Source organism: Micromonospora sp. CA-246542 (genome assembly GCF_050942905.1).
Taxonomy (GTDB): domain Bacteria; phylum Actinomycetota; class Actinomycetes; order Mycobacteriales; family Micromonosporaceae; genus Micromonospora.
Window position 1 is genome coordinate 3,931,863 of sequence record NZ_CP192040.1, and the last position, 16,082, is coordinate 3,947,944.

11 protein-coding genes and 2 pseudogenes are annotated in these 16,082 nt (G+C 74.4%); 5 read left to right on the forward strand and 8 right to left on the reverse strand.

The window, feature by feature from the left end; translation table 11 throughout:
• Positions 1-50: 50 nt before the first annotated feature.
• From ACQP0N_RS18490 to ACQP0N_RS18510, 5 genes and pseudogenes are all read right to left on the reverse strand, one after another.
• On the reverse strand, positions 51-989 hold the full coding sequence (locus tag ACQP0N_RS18490; RefSeq protein ID WP_433121700.1) for a lysylphosphatidylglycerol synthase transmembrane domain-containing protein: 939 nt from the start codon (positions 987-989) through the stop codon (positions 51-53).
• 63 nt (positions 990-1,052) lie between these two features.
• Positions 1,053-1,877 (reverse strand): class I SAM-dependent methyltransferase, encoded by an 825-nt coding sequence (locus ACQP0N_RS18495; protein WP_433112099.1) that lies wholly within the window; start codon positions 1,875-1,877, stop codon positions 1,053-1,055.
• A pseudogene (locus ACQP0N_RS18500) lies at positions 1,874-2,961 on the reverse strand (glycosyltransferase family 4 protein). The gene ACQP0N_RS18495 and the pseudogene ACQP0N_RS18500 overlap by 4 nt, the downstream one beginning before the upstream one ends.
• Positions 2,958-3,356, reverse strand: coding sequence for a 6-pyruvoyl trahydropterin synthase family protein (locus tag ACQP0N_RS18505; RefSeq protein WP_355049759.1), 399 nt, complete (start codon positions 3,354-3,356; stop codon positions 2,958-2,960). Before ACQP0N_RS18505 ends, ACQP0N_RS18500 begins: the two are co-directional and overlap by 4 nt.
• A gap of 2 nt (positions 3,357-3,358) precedes the next feature.
• Positions 3,359-4,342 carry a zinc-dependent alcohol dehydrogenase gene (locus ACQP0N_RS18510; protein WP_433112102.1) on the reverse strand — a complete coding sequence of 328 codons (984 nt, stop codon included), beginning with the start codon at positions 4,340-4,342 and terminating at the stop codon, positions 3,359-3,361.
• 93 nt (positions 4,343-4,435) lie between these two features.
• Here ACQP0N_RS18510 and ACQP0N_RS18515 point away from each other — a divergent pair.
• A pseudogene (locus tag ACQP0N_RS18515) lies at positions 4,436-6,976 on the forward strand (CDP-alcohol phosphatidyltransferase family protein).
• A 92-nt stretch (positions 6,977-7,068) separates the two neighbouring features.
• Here the strand turns inward: ACQP0N_RS18515 and ACQP0N_RS18520 are convergent.
• Complete coding sequence (locus ACQP0N_RS18520) at positions 7,069-7,662, reverse strand: helix-turn-helix domain-containing protein (protein WP_433112105.1); 594 nt, start codon at positions 7,660-7,662, stop codon at positions 7,069-7,071.
• Positions 7,663-7,736: 74 nt separating this feature from the next.
• Here ACQP0N_RS18520 and ACQP0N_RS18525 point away from each other — a divergent pair, with 74 nt between their 5' ends.
• From ACQP0N_RS18525 to ACQP0N_RS18540, 4 genes are all read left to right on the forward strand, one after another.
• The gene (locus tag ACQP0N_RS18525; RefSeq protein ID WP_433112108.1) at positions 7,737-9,299 is read left to right on the forward strand and encodes an FAD-dependent oxidoreductase; all 1,563 of its coding nucleotides are present in this window, start codon (positions 7,737-7,739) and stop codon (positions 9,297-9,299) included.
• A 207-nt stretch (positions 9,300-9,506) separates the two neighbouring features.
• On the forward strand, positions 9,507-11,204 hold the full coding sequence (locus ACQP0N_RS18530; RefSeq protein WP_433112111.1) for a hypothetical protein: 1,698 nt from the start codon (positions 9,507-9,509) through the stop codon (positions 11,202-11,204).
• A 123-nt stretch (positions 11,205-11,327) separates the two neighbouring features.
• A complete protein-coding gene (locus ACQP0N_RS18535; protein WP_433112114.1) occupies positions 11,328-12,089 on the forward strand; it encodes a methyltransferase domain-containing protein in 762 nt (253 codons plus the stop codon).
• Positions 12,090-12,251: 162 nt separating this feature from the next.
• Positions 12,252-13,646: a dihydrolipoyl dehydrogenase family protein gene (locus tag ACQP0N_RS18540; protein WP_433112117.1), complete on the forward strand. Its 1,395-nt coding sequence runs from the start codon at positions 12,252-12,254 to the stop codon at positions 13,644-13,646.
• Positions 13,647-13,654: 8 nt separating this feature from the next.
• On the opposite strand, the gene ACQP0N_RS18545 is transcribed toward ACQP0N_RS18540, so the two are convergent.
• Positions 13,655-14,422 carry a nucleotidyltransferase domain-containing protein gene (locus tag ACQP0N_RS18545; protein ID WP_433112120.1) on the reverse strand — a complete coding sequence of 256 codons (768 nt, stop codon included), beginning with the start codon at positions 14,420-14,422 and terminating at the stop codon, positions 13,655-13,657.
• A gap of 301 nt (positions 14,423-14,723) precedes the next feature.
• On the reverse strand, positions 14,724-16,079 hold the full coding sequence (locus ACQP0N_RS18550; RefSeq protein ID WP_433112123.1) for a hypothetical protein: 1,356 nt from the start codon (positions 16,077-16,079) through the stop codon (positions 14,724-14,726).
• Positions 16,080-16,082 lie beyond the last annotated feature (3 nt).

Sequence of the window (16,082 nt, forward strand, 5' to 3'; positions counted from 1 at the left end):
TTCGTCCGGCGCCGCGGGACGGCGGCGACGCGTACCGTTTCACCACTGAATCAACAGCCGCCGGGCGAGGCGGCTTCCCGAACGGTGGTGGGTTCGCGGGCCCGCCGGGCGAGTAGCACGGCCGCGCCGGGCAGGCTGGCCACCAGCACGAGCGCGCCGTAGACGGTGGCGGTGGCGACACCCTCGGAGGCGCTGAGGCCGGCCGCGCCGAACACCCAGGCGGCCACCCCCTCGCGGGGGCCGAAGCCCGCGACGTTCAACGGCAGGCCCATGGCCAGCAGGGCGAGCAGGGTCAGGGGCAGCAACCTCGTCAGCGGCGCGTCGGATCCGGCGGTCCGGGCCGCCACCAGGAAGGTGGCCAGGTGACCGGCGACCATCACGGCGGAGGCGACCAGCACGCCGAGCCAGGTCCGCCGGCCCAGCAGTCCGGTCCGCACGTCGGCGACGGCGGTGCGCACGCCACGCGCCCACCGGGACCGCCCGGTCCCGGGTGACAACCGAGCCAGGAGTACGACGGCCAGCCCGAGCGCCACGAGCAGCGCGGCGGCGGCCGGCAGGTACGGACGCACCGGGGACGGGAACGCCGCGAGCACGACCAGGGCGACGCCCACCAGAACCACCTGACCGGCGGTACGTTCCCAGACCACCGCGCGGATGCCCCGGCTGACGTCGCCGGCGTCGCGGCCGTGGCGCACCGCCCGGTGCACGTCCCCGAGCATCCCGCCGGGCAGCGTGGCGTTGAGGAACACGGCCCGGTAGCAGTGCGCCACCGCGGTCGCCAGTGGCAGCCGCACGCCCAGACCACCGGCGACGAGACTCCACCGCCACGCGGCGCAGACCGTGGTGAGCGCGCCGATGAGCAGGGCCGCGGCCAGCGCCGGGGCGTCGATCAGCCGTACGCCGGCGAGGAACGCGCCGCCGCCCACCTGCCACAGCAGGACGGCGAGCAGGCCCACCCCGCCGACCACTCGTGCCCAGGCCCACACCATCGACGCCGGTCCTCCCTGAAGATCGTCCACTCTCTTAGTGCACGTACCCAGGGTGTGGATGGTTCATCCACCGGCCAGCAGGTCCTGGTGCTCGACCACCACGCCCAGCCGGCCGGCCGCCGCCTCGGCCAGCCGACGCCGGGCGTACGCCTCGGCCGGGCCGGCCAGGTCGGGCCGCTGCTCGCAGGCTGCGCCCAGCCAGCCCCGGAACCACTCGGCGGCCAGGTCGGCCTGCTGGGGGCCGAGCCGCCACGGGCTGGGCCGCTCGGCCACGGGCACGCCCCGCCGGGCGAACGCGGCGGCGGTGACGGCGGCGGCGTCCGGGCCGAGCAACCGGCGGCCGTCGACGGTACGCCGCTGGTGCGCGTTGAACGCCTCCTCGACGACGGCGTCGAGCGGGTCCTCGGGGGTGAGCCGGACCCGTCCGGTCACCGAGACCGCGAACAGGGCGGGACGGCCGGCGTCCACACAGGCCGTGACCACCCGCTCGACCTCCTCGGCGGTCAGCATGTCCAGCAACGCGGACGCGGTGACCAGCGCGCCGTCGGACAGGTCGGCCGCGCTGAGCCGGGTCAGGTCGCCGCAGCGGGTGTGGACGGTGACCGGCGCTCCGTCGGCGGCGGTCACCCCGGCCATGCTGTCGGCGGCCCGGGCCAGCAGGTCGGCGTCCCGGTCGTGCAGCACCCACCGTTGCGGTCCGCTCAGCCGGGCGGCGAGCCAGCGGCTCATCGAGCCGGTGCCGCTGCCCAGGTCGTGGATCACGATCGGATCGTGGCCGGCCAGCCGGGGTCGGACGACGTCCACCAGGTCGTCGGCGCGGGCCGCCGCGTCGGCCGGCTCCCGCAGACGCAGCCAGTCGGCGAACGGCAGGGTCTCCTCGACGGTCACCCCGTCACCTCCTCCAGCACGGTGGCCAGGCGCGCGGTCGTCACCGGCCAGTCGGTCAGGGTGTCGCGGCGGGCGAGCGCGGCGCGCCGCAGCCGGGACCGCAGCTCCTCGTCGCCCAGCCACCGGCTCAGCGCCCCGGCCAGGGCGGCCGGGTCGTCCGGCGGGACCAGCAGACCGGGCACGACGCCGTCGAGGGCGCGACCCAGCGCCTCGGGAAGGCCCCCACGTCGGTGCCCAGCACCGGCACGCCGCGCGCGAGGGCCTCGGTGACGACCATGCCGTACGTCTCGCCCCGCGAGGGCAGGACCAGCAGGTCGGCGGCGGCGTACGCGGCGTCGAGCGCCGGGCCGGTCAGCGGGCCGGCCAGTCGGACCCGGTGCGCCAGGCCGGCACCGGCGAGCCGGTCGCGCAGCCGGCCCACCAGCTCGGGTTCCCGGGTCAGCGTGCCGGCGCAGACCAGCGTCCAGGGCGTCGCGGCCAGCACGCACAGGGCGTCGACCAGCACGTCGTGGCCCTTGTGACGGGTGACCGCGGCGACGCAGAGCAACCGGTCACCGGCGGCGTTGTCACCAGGCGTCACCGGCGCGGGCGTCACCCCGGGAGGCGCGACGTGGACGCGCTCGGCGGGCAACGCGTGGCGGGCCAGCAGCCGGCGGCGGGTCCATTCGCTGGTGGTGACGACGGCTCGGGCGGTGGCCAGCGCACGGCCCTCGGCCTCGTCGTCGAGCGGCATGTGCACCAGCGCGACGAGGCGCAGCCGGGTCGCGTGCGGGGCGAGCAGGTCCGGCACCGTCGAGGCGATCAGGCCGTCGACGAGCACCACGGCGTCGTCCGCCGTGGTGGCGAGCAGCCGGGCCAGCGCTGCCCGGTCGGCCGGATCGGGTTCCGGCCACGCGCCGGGTACCGGGTGCTCGTGCACCGCCCAGCCACGCTCGGCGAGCCCGGCGCAGACCCGCCGGTCGTACGTGTTGCCACCGCTGGGCGTGCCCGGGTCGTCGATGTCCCCCGGCAGGACGACGTGCACCGTACGTCGGCGCGGAGCGTCGGGGGCGTGGGCCGGCGGCGGCCGGCCCGCGTCGGTCACAGCGACCGCTCGTAGCTGGCCCAGGCGACGTGTGACTCGTGCAGGGTGACGGTGATGCCGGCCAGCTCCCGGGCACCGGCCCCCAGGTCGCCGGCGTGCACCCGCTCGGCCAGTCGGTCGGCGACGGTACGGGCGAGCACCTCCGTGGTGGTGTTCACGCCGGCGAACGCCGGCTCGTCGTCGAGGTTGCGGTAGGACAGCTCCCCCACCACGGCCCGGAGCTGCTCGGTGGCGAGGCCGATGTCCACGACGATGCCGTCGGCGTCCAGGTCAGGCCGGCGGAACGTCGCGTCCACCACGAACGTCGCACCGTGCAGGCGCTGGGCCGGGCCGAACACCTCGCCCCGGAAACTGTGGGCGATCATCATGTGATCCCGAACGGTCACGCTGAACACGGTCACTCCCCGTCGTCGTAGGTGATGAGGTGGCAGAGCGCGGGCAGGTCGCCCGAACTCAGTCGGGCGAGTACGTCGGGCAGCTCCGTGAACCGGGACGCGCCGGTGATCAGCGCGTCGAACGCCGGGTCGTCGAGCAGGTCCAGGGCCAGCGCCAACCGGTCGGTGTAGCTGCGGCGACCGCGCCGCGCGGGCGCGACCATGCCGACCTGGCTGCTGCGTACGGTGAGCCGTCCGGAGTGGAACGCCCCACCGAGGGACACCTGCACCTGGCGGTCGCCGTACCAGCTCAGCTCGATCACCGTGCCCTCGGGCGCGAGCAGGTCCAGCGCCTGTTGCAGGCCGGCGGACGTGGCGCTGGCGTGCACGACCAGGTCCCGGTCGCCGGTCGCGTCGGCGGGTCGGGCGAACCGGACGCCGAGCGCCCCGGCCACCCCGGCCCGGCGGGCGTCGGTGTCGACCAGCTCGACGTCCACCCCGGGGAACCGCGCCACCAGCGCCGCGACGCAGCAGCCCACCATGCCCGCGCCGATCACGCTGACCCGGTCGCCGAGCAGGGGCGCGGCGTCCCACAGGGCGTTCACGGCGGTCTCCACCGTGCCGGCGAGCACGGCGCGGGCAGGCGGCACGTCGTCCGGCACCGGCACCACGGCGGTCGCCGGGACGACGTACGCGCTCTGGTGCGGGTGCAGGCAGAACACCGTACGCCCGAGCAGTTCCGGCGGGCCCTGTTCGACCACGCCGACGCTGAGGTAGCCGTACTTGACCGGGCCCGGGAAGTCGCCCTCCTGGAAGGGGGCGCGCATCGCCGCGTACTGGTCGGTGGGCACCCGACCGGCGAACACCAGGGTCTCGGTGCCCCGGCTGACCCCGGAGTAGCGCGCGCGGACCAGCACGTCGTCGGGGCCCGGGGTGGGCAGCGACACCGGCCGGATCTCCGCCGCGCCGGGCTCGCGCACCCAGCAGGCGTACGCCTCGCGGTTCACCCTCGTACACCTCACCTTTTGTCCCGGTCGAACCGAACGGCCCTGATTTCCGTGTTCTCTGTCGGGGTCGTCGATCATAAACACGGAGGTACGGTGCCCACAGTTCGAAGCGGTCCGGTGATCGGGCTCACCGCACAACTGGTCGTGCTGGCGACGCTGGCCGCCACCGTGGGTCTGGACGCGGCGGGTTGGCTGGCCGGCGTCGGCTACGCGGCGGTCACCTGCCTCGCGTTGAGCCGGGGCCTGCACCTGTCCGGCGCGTCCCGCCTGGGCCCCGCCGACCGGGTGACGTTGGCCCGGGGCGTCCTGGTCGGCGCGGTCACGGCGCTGGTCGTGGACTCGTTCGACCGCCCGACGCCGGTGGGGCTGCTGGTCGCGTTGAGCGCGGTGGCCCTGCTCCTGGACGCCGTGGACGGCCAGGTCGCCCGGCGCACCGGCACCGCCAGCGCCCTGGGGGCCCGCTTCGACATGGAGGTCGACGCGTTCCTCATCCTGGTCCTGAGCGTCTACGTCGCCCCGACGGCCGGAAGTTGGGTGCTGGCGATCGGCGCGATGCGGTACGCCTTCGTCGCGGCGAGCGCGGTCCTGCCCTGGCTGCGGGGCACGTTGCCGCCGCGCTTCTGGCGCAAGGTGGTGGCCGCCGCCCAGGGAGTGCTGTTGACGGTGGCCGCCGCGCGGCGCTGCCGGAACCCTGGACCACGCTGGTCCTGGTGGCGGCGTTGGCGCTGCTGGTCGAGTCGTTCGGCCGGGACGTGGCCTGGCTGTGGCGTCGCCGCCCGGCACCCCGGCCGGCTCGCTCCCGGCTGCCGGTGCCCGCGTCTGCGCTGCCGGTGCCCACGCCCGCGCTGGCGGCGCGCTCGGGCGGTACGGTCCACTCCGACTGGAGGCCCCGATGACCCTCGTACCTCGGCGACGCCGGCTGGCCGACCGGCTGCGCGGGCGCTCCGCGTCGACCGGCGACGCCGCTGGTCGTACTCCCGTGGTGTCGCCCGTGTCGCGCGGCCCGGCGCGGCGGGCGCTGCGGGGGCGGGCACGGCGCTGGCGGTCCTGCTGGTGTACGCGGTCCTGGTCGGACCGGACCGCCTCGGTGAGCTGACCCCCGGCGCGTTCGTGCGGATCCCGCTGGAGGGTCTGCTGGTGGCCGCGCTGCTGCTGGCGCTGCCGGCGCGACCACGACGGACGGTGGTGGCCGTGCTCGGGCCGCTGCTCGGCCTACTGGCCATCGTGAAACTCGCCGACCTGGGGTTCCGCACGGCCCTCGACCGGCCGTTCGACCTGGTGCTCGACTGGCTGTTGCTGGACGACGCGTTCGGCTTCGTCCGGGACTCGGCGGGGCGGGCCGGCGCGCTCGGCGCGGTGGTCGGCGTCGTGCTGCTGATCGGAGCGCTGCTGGTCGTGGTGACCGTGGCACTGCGGCGGCTGGCGTCGCTGCTGGTGGACCACGAACGGACGGCGACGCGGGCGGTGGCCGCGCTGACGGTCGTCTGGGTGGTCTGCGCCGTCGCCGGGGCGCGGATCGTCCCTGGTGTGCCGGTGGCCGACGCCGGGACCACCGCGCTGGTGGGCGCGCACGCCGAGCAGGTGGACGCGCGGCTGCACGACCGGAGCCGGTTCACCGCCCAGATCGACGCCGACCCGTTCCAGGACGCCCCGGGCGAGCAGTTGCTGACCGGGCTGCGCGGCAAGGACGTCGTCCTCGCCTTCGTGGAGAGCTACGGGCGCGACGCCGTCGAGGACCCGGAGTTGGCGCCGCAGGTCAACGGGGTGCTGGACGCCGGGACCGCGAGCCTGCGCGCTGCCGGGTACGGCTCACGCAGCGGCTTTCTCACCTCCCCCACGTTCGGCGGCGGTAGTTGGTTGGCGCACGACACCCTGCTGTCGGGTCTGTGGACGGACAACGAGCAGCGGCACCGCAGTCTGCTGGCCAGCGACCGGCTCACCCTCAACGGCGCCTTCCGCCGGGCCGGCTGGCAGACCGTCGGGGTGCTGCCGGCGGCGACCCAGCCCTGGCCGGAGAAGGACTTCTTCTCGTACGACCGCTACTACGACACCGAGGCGCTCGGCTACCGGGGTCCGAAGTTCGCCTACGCGCCGATGCCCGACCAGTACACGCTGTCCTTCTTCCAGCGGCACGTGCGCGCCGACGCGGGCCGTCCGATCATGGCGGAGATCCCGCTGATCTCCAGCCACTCGCCGTGGACGGCGGTGCCCCGCATGATCGGCTGGGACACGGTGGGCGACGGCTCGGTCTACCACGGCGACGCCGGGGCGAAGGAGAGCGGTAAGGACGACCGGGACACCGGCCGGGTACGGGCCGGCTACCGGCAGGCGATCGCCTACTCGCTCCAGTCGCTGATCTCCTACGTGCAGACCTACGGCGACGACGATCTGGTGCTGGTCTTTCTGGGCGACCACCAGCCCGCACCGGTCGTGACCGGCGAGGGCGCGAGCCGCGATGTGCCGATCACGATCGTCGCCCGGGATCCGAAGGTGCTGGACCGGGTCGCGGGGTGGGGCTGGCAGGACGGCCTGCGGCCCGGTCCACAGGCGCCGGTGTGGCCGATGGACTCCTTCCGCGACCGGTTCCTGACCGCCTTCGGGCCGTCGACGCCACCGTTGGCGGCACCCCGCTGAGCTGTTCGGACCTACGGATGATCGACACGAGGTCGCCGATGTCGGGGTGACCCGGCGGCTGGGATACCGCGACATCGCCGATGTCGTGATGATCATCGTTCATCGGACGTGGCGGGGCGGGCGCGTACGTGCAGCCGCTCCCCCTGCGGCCCGAAGAGGCTGAGCGCCTCGGCCGTGCCCGGACCGGGGTTCATGATCAGGTGCGGGATGCGTGTGTCGAACTCGGCCACCTCCCCGTGCGTCAGGATCAGGTCGCGGTCACCGAGCACCAGGCGCAGTCGACCCGAGAGCACGTACAGCCACTCGTACCCCTCGTGAACCTGCGGGGTTCGTCCCCCGGCGGTCGGATCCGGCGGGAAGATCTGCTTGAACGCCTGAAGGCCGCCCGGGCGGCGGGTCAGCGGCAGGTGCGTCACGCCGTGGATCACGATCGGCTTGGGGCGTACGCGGGGGTCGCCGGTGGCCGGGGCGTCCACCAGCTCGTCCAGGGCGACCTGGTAGGCGCGGGCCAACGGAAGCAGTAGCTCCAGGGTGGGTTTGCGGCTGCCGGACTCCAGCCGGGACAGGGTGCTCACCGAGATGCCGGTCAGGTCGGCGAGCTGGGTCAGCGTGGTGCCGCGCTGGTGGCGCAGAGCCCGCAACCGGGGGCCGACGGCGGCCAGCGCGGCGTTGTCGTCGTTTGCCATAACGGCAACGATACTTGCCATCCCGGCGACGGCGACGGATGGTGGGCTCAGCCGACGAAGAAGGAGACAATCCGGTGGACGAGACGTACGACGTGGTGGTGGTGGGCGGTGGCGCGGCCGGGCTCAGCGGCGCTCTGGCGCTGAGCCGTGCACGACGGTCGGTGCTGGTGATCGACTCGGGCGAGCCGCGTAACGCGCCCGCCGACCACGTGCACAACTACCTGGGCCGGGAGGGGACGCCGCCGGCCGAGCTGATCGCCGCCGGACGCGGCGAGGTGGCCGGGTACGGCGGGCAGTTCCGCGACGGCCGGGTCCGTGCCGTGACAAGGGAGGACGACGGCTTCCGGCTCGCCCTCGACGACGGCGACGCGGTGCGGGCGCGCCGCCTCCTGGTGGCGACCGGGCTCACCGACGAGCTGCCCGACGTGCCCGGGGTGGCGCAGCGGTGGGGTCGCGACGTGCTGCACTGCCCGTACTGCCACGGCTGGGAGGTCCGGGACCGGCGGATCGGCATCCTGGCGACCGGGCCGATGGCCACGCACCAGGCCGAGATGTGGCGGCAGTGGTCATCCGACGTGCTGCTCCTGCTGCACGACGCGCCGACCCCGGACGAGGAGACGGCCGAACGGCTCGCCGCCCGGAGCATCCCGGTGGTACCCGGCCCGATCGCCGCGCTCGATGTGACCGGGGACGCGATCAGCGGTGTCCGGCTCGCCGACGGCCGCGTCGTGGCGCTCGACGTCGTCGTGGTCGCCACCCGCACGTCGCCCCGCGCCGACCTGCTCGTGGGGCTGGGTATCGCCCCGGAGGAGGTGACGATGGGCGGGCACGTCGTGGGCACCCAGATCCCCGCCGACGCCACCGGCGCGACGACCGTGCCGGGCGTCTGGGTCGCCGGCAACGTGGCCGACCTGCGTGGTCAGGTCATCACGTCCGCCGCCGCCGGGCTGATGGCCGGTGCGGCGATCAACGCCGACCTCATCGCCGAGGAGACCCGGGACGCGGTGACCGCGTACCGGCAGTTGGTCGCCACGACCTTCGAGGAGCCGGCGTGGGAGGAGCGGTACCTGTCGAAGCCGGCGGTGTGGAGTGGCCGCCCGAACCCGCAGCTGGTCGCCGAGACGGCCGACCTCAGCCCCGGGCGGGCGCTGGACGTGGGCAGCGGTGAGGGCGCCGACGCGGTGTGGCTGGCCGAGCGGGGCTGGCAGGTGACCGCGGTGGACATCTCGACCACCGCCCTGGGTCGGGCCGCCGAGCACGCCGACGCCGCCGGGGTCGGTCACCGGATCGAGTTCACCCACGCCGACCTGCGCGACAAGCCGCCCGCCGAGCAGGCCTACGACCTGGTGACGGCGCAGTACATGCACCTGCCCCCGACGCAGCGGCGGGAGTTGTTCGCCCACCTCGCCGCCGCGGTGGCCCCGGGTGGCGTGCTGCTGATCGTGGGCCACCACCCGATGGACCTGTGGACGTCGACCCACCGGATGCACATGCCGGACATGATGTACACCGCCGAGGACGTCGCCGCCGAGCTGAACCCAACCCACTGGGACGTCCAGACCACCGACACCCGCCCGAGCCCCGGCCCCCACGACGTCGTCCACCACGACGCGGTCCTGCTGGCCCGCCGCCGCTGAGCCGCCGCCGCTGAGCCGCACCGTCGATCATGGAGTCGTGGTGGGTGACAAGAGCCGCCAATCAGGGCCTTCCGGGCACCACGACTCCATGATCGGCGAATGATGGGTGCGTGCCTTCGCACGGGGGTGGGCTCGGCGGTAGCGTTGCGCCACACTCACGGCCCGCAGGGCGGTTGACCTTGCGCCCGACCGTACGGAGGATGGTGCATGTCCATCGGCGCTGAGCCGCTCGCAACACGCGACGATGCGGCCTCGCGGCCGAGCTTCGAGCTCGCCCTGCGCGGCTACGACAAACGCCAGGTGGACCGGCACCTGGAGCAGCTCGACGGGCAGATCGCCATGCTCAGCGGCGAGCACGGGCGGTCGGCGGTACGGGTGCGCGAGCTGACCGCCGAGGTGCAGCGGCTGCGAGCCGAGCTGGCCGAGATGCACGAGCAGCCGGTCCAGGTGGACCGCGCCTCGTTCCAGGACCTGGGCCCGATGGTGGGCGAGATACTGACCCTCGCCGAGAAGCAGGCCGCCCTCATCACCGAGTCGGCCGCCGACCGCGCCAACGAGCTGCGCAGCGAGGCAGAGCGGATCCTCGCCGACACCCGGGAGCGGGCCGCGCAGGCACGACAGGACCTGTCCGAGGAGGTGGCCGCGCGGCGCAGCGAGCAGGAGCAGGCGTACGAGGAGCGCCGCGCCGTGGCCGAGGCCGAGTTGACGGCGATCCGGGAACGCGCCGAGCAGTTGCGCGCCGACGGTGAGGCCGCGCACGAACGCGCCCAGCACGAGGCGAAGCGCATCACCGAGCAGAGCGCGCAGCAGCTCAACCAGACCCGGGTGGCTGCCGACGCGCTGATGAAGTCGGCGCGTACGCAGATCCAGCAGGAGGTCCAGGCCGCCCGCGCCAAGAACCAGCAGGAGATGGCGCAGTGGCAGGCCGGCGTGGAGCGCGAGGTCGCCGAGCGGCGCAGCGCCGCCGAGCAGGAGATCGCCGAGTTGCAGGCGGCCTCGCAGGAGGAGCTGGCCGAGCAGCGCAGCTCCACCGAGCAGCAGATCGCCGCGCTGCTCGCCGAGGCGCAGCAGCACGTGACCGAGCTGCGGAACCGGGCCGACGAGCAGGCCGCCAGCCACCAGGAGCAGTTGACCGCGCTCCAGCAGGAGATCGAGGAGCGCCGGGAGGAGTCGGCCCAGCTGCACGCCGAGTTGGAGACCGCCCAGCAGCAGCTCGCCGAGGTCCGCCACGAGGGTGAGACCCTGGAGAACGAGCTGTCCCGGATGCAGCAACGGCTGAGCGAGGTGCGCCGCGACCTGACCGCCGAGGCGACCCGGCTCGACGAGGCCCGGCGGGCCGGCGACTCCGCCGAGCGGCACGCCAAGGAGGTGCGCGCCCGGGTGCAGCGGGAGGCGAAGCGGGTGGCCGACCTGGCCGCCGCCGCCGTGATGGCCGCCGCTGCCGGTGGTACGGATACGGCCGAGTATCCGATGGTCGGTCCACGGTCGGCACCGTCCCGCGCCAGTGTGGAGCTGCTCTCCGTCGATCCGCCGGCGAGTGACCGCACCGATGTCGCCGAGCGTGCCGGCGGCGACGGGGACGACGCCGAGCAGTCCCGCGCCGACCGGGTCGACGCGGACCGGCTCGGTGACGACGAGGTCGGTCCCCACGAGGCGGCCGCTCACGACGGGACCCGAGCCGACGAGACCTCCGCCGATGCGGAGCACGCCGATGGTGACCGGACCGATGACGAGCGCTCGGAGGGGACGCCCGTGCGCTATCCGATAGCGCTTCCCGACCGGTCGGCCACCTCGGGGACGCCCGGTCCGCAACCCGAGCCGATCTTCGCTCGCCCCGATCCGACGCCCGTACCCTTCCTGGCCTTCGGGCAGCCGGTCAACGACAACGGCACCTCCCGGCACTGACCGCTGGACCGGGCCCGGGGCGCGTGCGCTCTCCGGGCCCGGCACGACCAGGGGTCGGCGATCTTCACCGAACCCACGCACCGGCTGCACCGCACGCCCACGAGTCGATGGTGGGATGGGCCGATGAGCCAGCTCACGAGTGCGGACCGGATCGCGTACCTGGACACGGCCGCAGCCACCCCGGTCGGGCAGGACTACAAGAGGCGTGCCCTCGACGCTCTCGATCTGCGGCCGGGGCAGACCGTGGTGGACGTCGGCTGTGGGCCGGGCACCGACCTGGGGCGGTTGGCCGATGCGGTCCGGGCCGACGGCCTGGTGGTCGGCGTCGACCGTGACCCGGGGATGCTCGCGGAGGCGGGTCGGCGACTGGCCGACCGGCCGTGGATCGACCTGCGCGTGGGCGACGCCCACGCGCTCCCGTTGGACGACATCAGCATGGACCGGGCCCGGATCGATCGCGTCCTGATGCACGTGGAGGATCCCGCGGCGGCGTTGGCGGAGGTTCGCCGGGTGCTGCGCCCCACCGGTGTGCTCGTGGTGACCGAGCCGGACTGGGACACGCTGGCCGTCGCCGACGAGGACGTGGCCACGAGCCGCCGCTTCGCCCGGTTCGTGGCGGGGCAGGTGCGCAATCCGACCATCGGTCGGGAGCTGGTCCGGTTGTCGGCGCGGGTTGGCCTGCGGGTGCGATCGGTCGAGGCGATCCCCGTCGTCTTCGAGGACTTCGGCACGGCCGATCGGATCCTGGGGCTGCGGCGCAACTCCGCCCGCGCGGTGGCGGCTGGCGAGATGATCGACCGGGAGGTCCGGCCGTGGCTTCGCCGCCTCAGCGCCGGTCCGCTGCTGGCGAGCTTCACCCTCTACCTGGTCACGGCCGAGGCCTGACGACCAACGGCCACCCCTCGCCGCCCTGGTACGCCACCTGCTTTCGCCGGGAACGGCCCCGGACGTCCCGTCGGAGCTGGCAGGCTGGGCTGGCCGACACGCACCGACGACCGTCGGCCCGGGTGGCGTCGACGAGCACCTCGTGGCCGCGAAGGAGCGCCCGTGACCGACCAAGCGGAGGACTTCGACCTGCTCGTCGTGGGCGGCGGCAAGGCCGGGAAGACGCTGAGCATGGACGTGGCCCGCTCCGGACGCCGGGTGGCGATGGTGGAGCGCGGCATGATCGGCGGGAGCTGCATCAACGTCGCGTGCATCCCCACCAAGGCGCTGGTGACGAGCGCACGGGCGGCCCACCAGCTACGGCACGCCGCCGCGCTCGGCCTCGCCGTCGAGGGTGGCCGGGTCGACGTCGACCTGCTGCGGGCGCACAAGCAGGACGTCGTCGACGGGATGGTCGCCGCCAACCGGCAGCAGTTCCTCGACTCGGGTCTGCACCTGGTGATCGGTGCGGCCCGGTTCGTCGCCGCGCGGACCGTTCGGGTGCAGCTGGCCGACGGGGGTGAACGACTGCTGCGGGGCGCCGACGTGGTCATCAACACGGGCACCCGCCCGCATCTGCCGTCCGTACCCGGGATGGCCGAGGCCGGAGTGCTGACCAGCAACGACCTTCTCCGACTGGATCGGCTGCCGGCACGGCTGGTGGTGCTCGGCGGCGGGACCGTCGGGGTCGAGTTCGCGCAGATGTTCGCCTCGTTCGGCAGCGCGGTGACGGTGATCGAGGGCGGCCCGCAACTACTCAGCCGCGAGGACCCCGACGTCGCCGACGCGCTGATGCGCGTCTTCCTCGCGGACGGCATCGACGTCCGCGTCGGCGTGGCCGTCGCCCGGGTCGACCGTGACCCCGACGGGACGCTCCGGGTCACCCTCGACGACGGCAGCGTGGTGACCGGTGACGAGGTCCTGGTGGCGGCCGGCCGGGCGCCGGTCACCGACGGGCTCGGGCTGGACGCGGCCGGTGTCCGGCTCGACGAGCGTGGCTTCGTGCTGGTCGACGAGTATCTGCGCACCAGCGCCGAGCGGACGTGGGCGGCCGGGGACGTCGCGGGCAGCCCGCAGTTCACGCACGTGTCGCTCGACGACTACCGGATCATCCGGGCGAACCTGGCCGGCGAGCGGCGCAGTACGGCCGGGCGGCTCGTCCCGTACACCGTCTTCACCACTCCGGAGCTGGCGCGGGTCGGTCTCAGCGAGAACGAGGCGCGCCGCGCCGGATACGACGTCGAGGTGGCCCACCTGCCGGTCGCCGCGATCCCCCGCGCCCGCACCCTGCGCGAGACCCGGGGAATGTGGAAGGCGGTGATCGACACCCGCACCGACCTGATCCTGGGTGCGGCGCTGTTGGGCCCGGAGTCGGGTGAGGTGATCACCTCGGTGCAGTTGGCCATGCTCGCACGGATGCCGTGGACCGCGCTGCGGGACGCGATCATCACGCATCCGACCATGGCCGAGGGCCTCAACCTCCTCTTCGCCTCGTTGCAGAGCCGACCGGTGCGCTGAGGCCCAGGTCAGCCGGCGATCTCGGCGCGTACCCGTTGCTGGAAGGCGCGGGCCTCGGCGCCGGTGGGCGGTGGACCGCCGTGCCGGGCGGCGATCGCCCGACGGATCACCTCGGCGGGCCCGACGGTGTCGACGAGTCGCCGGCCGGCGTCCACCTTGGACAGCCACACGCCGTCGCGATGCCGCACGAGCGAGCGGCAGGCGCCGAGCACGGCGTCCTCGGTGCCGGGCGCGGGTCGGTCGTCCGGCGGCGTCGGCAGGGCCAGCCACCAGCTCAACGCGTCGACCAACAGGCGACGCAGGTCGGCCGGGGCGAGGTCGGCGAAGACCTCGGCCGCCGGCGGACCGAGCAACGCCAGTCCGCTCTGGCGCAGGATGCTGCGGTCCAGCCCGTACCAGAACCGGCCGTCGGCGCTCGGGCGGTCGGCCGGGTCGAGGGTGCGGCGGAACGGCATGGCGCGCCCGGTATTCAGCTCGACCTCGAAGCCGGGTTCGGGGCTGCCGGCCGCCGCCACCGCCCGCCGGTAGACGACCAGTTCCAGCCCGCGCGCCGGACAGGGCAGGGCCTCGTGTCGCAGTCGCGCCACCAGCGTCCGCTTGACGGTGCCGGTGAGCGGGCCTTCACAGACCAGCGCCACGTCCACGTCGCTGCGGCCCGCCTGGTACGCGCCGAGCCCCACCGAACCGGCCGCGTACGCGCCCACGAGGTCGTCGCCGAGCACCTCCCGGGCGGTGGCCACGAGATCGTCGAGGTAGCGCGTCAGAGCGGAGTCCACGCGCCCATCCTCGTCTGCGGGCGCGGACGCGCCCAGGCCGGGTGGTCAAGGTCCTCGGTCGAGCCGAGGCGGAGTCCAGGCGGCAGACCGGCGGCAGACGGCGCGGACGGCCGACGGCGGACACCACATTGAGTGTGATGCCGGTGAGTCATCAAGATGACTCACCGGCATCACGCTCATTGGAGCGGGTGGCTCCGATCCGGCCGGACCACGGGCCCGCGAGCGGCGGGCCACCAGCGGCCGAAGCGGCCGGTCGCCGCCTGGGGGGTCGGCGGGCCGGCCAGGAGCTTTGACACTCGGCCTAACCGGCGTAGAGCAGCAGCAGGCCGGCGACGGTGTAGGCGACCATCAGCGCGAGCAGCGGAAGCTGACCGGCGACCGCCCGGGCCCGGGGGAACAGGTACAGGGCGCGATCGTGGGCGAGCAGTGTGCCGAGCAGGTGCCCGACGACGATGACGGTGATCTGGAGGTTGGCCACCCCGGACGGGGTCACCAGCGCGGTGTGCGGTTCCCACCCGGCGGTGCCGAAGACGTCCGCGCCGGTGTGGCGGGGGTCGGACAGCAGGGCGAGGGTGCGTTGACCCTCCAGGATCAGCAGCGAGTAGTAGTGCGCCACCACGTAACCCACCGCGATGGGCACGATCGAGTGCGCGATCTCGCCCGGCACGCGCCGCGCCCCGACCGCGCCGGCGTCCGTGTGCTCGGTGCGGCCGACGCGGGCCGCGACGCCCGTGGCGGCGAGGTACGCCACGGCCACCGCCCCGATCACCAGGACCAGTCCCGCGCTGCCGGTGACCACCGGGGGCAGCCCGTTCTCCTGGGCGAAGCGCAGCCAGACCGGCGCGTTGGAGAGGCTGTCGAACATCGTCGAGCCGAGCAGTACGACGACCATGGCGACCAGCCCGGGGCGGGGCCGCAGCCCGGCGATCCCGTCGAGCGGGTTGCGCCACACCAGCACACCGTCGGCGGCCCGGCCGATCGGAGCGAGCTGGCCGACGAGCGCGCTGTAGACCTCGAACGGGTCGGCCCGGTCGAACCAGGCCGCGCCGAACACCACGGCGCCGGCCAGCATCACCACGGCGTACCCGGCCAGCCACGCGGTGATGACCGGCAGCGTGGCCCGGTCCGGCGCGACCAGTTCGAGCCAGACGAACCCGAAGAGGGTGAGCGCGGCGGGCCAGAGGCCCAGACCGGCCGGCAGTTCACGGACGCCGCGCGCCGGGTCGCGCCGGGCCGCCAGCGCGCCGAGCAGATGCACGGTACGCAGTGGGTTGACCGCCCGCCACACCGGGCCGAACAGCAGCGAGACGGGCACCAGGCCGACCCAGAGGAGCACGTAGAGCACTCCGGCCGTCGGGTTCTCCGGGGTGTCCGGCCCGGCGAGCAGGCCCACGCAGAACCAGCCGGCGGCGAGCAGGCCCAGTGCGCGCAGCGCCCACCGGAACGCGGGGGCGTCGACGAGGCGGGCCAGCCGGTCCGGCACCGGCAGACCACCTGAGGCGTCCCGGTCCAGGCGCGGCTCGCGCCAGAGCACGCCCAGCGCGACGAACGTGACGACGAGCGTCAGGGCGGCGGCCACGACGAGCTCGGGCAGCGTGATCGGGAGGTCCTGACGGCCGCCGACGCCGTGCGCCAGCAGCGTGGGTGCGGCGGACATCGG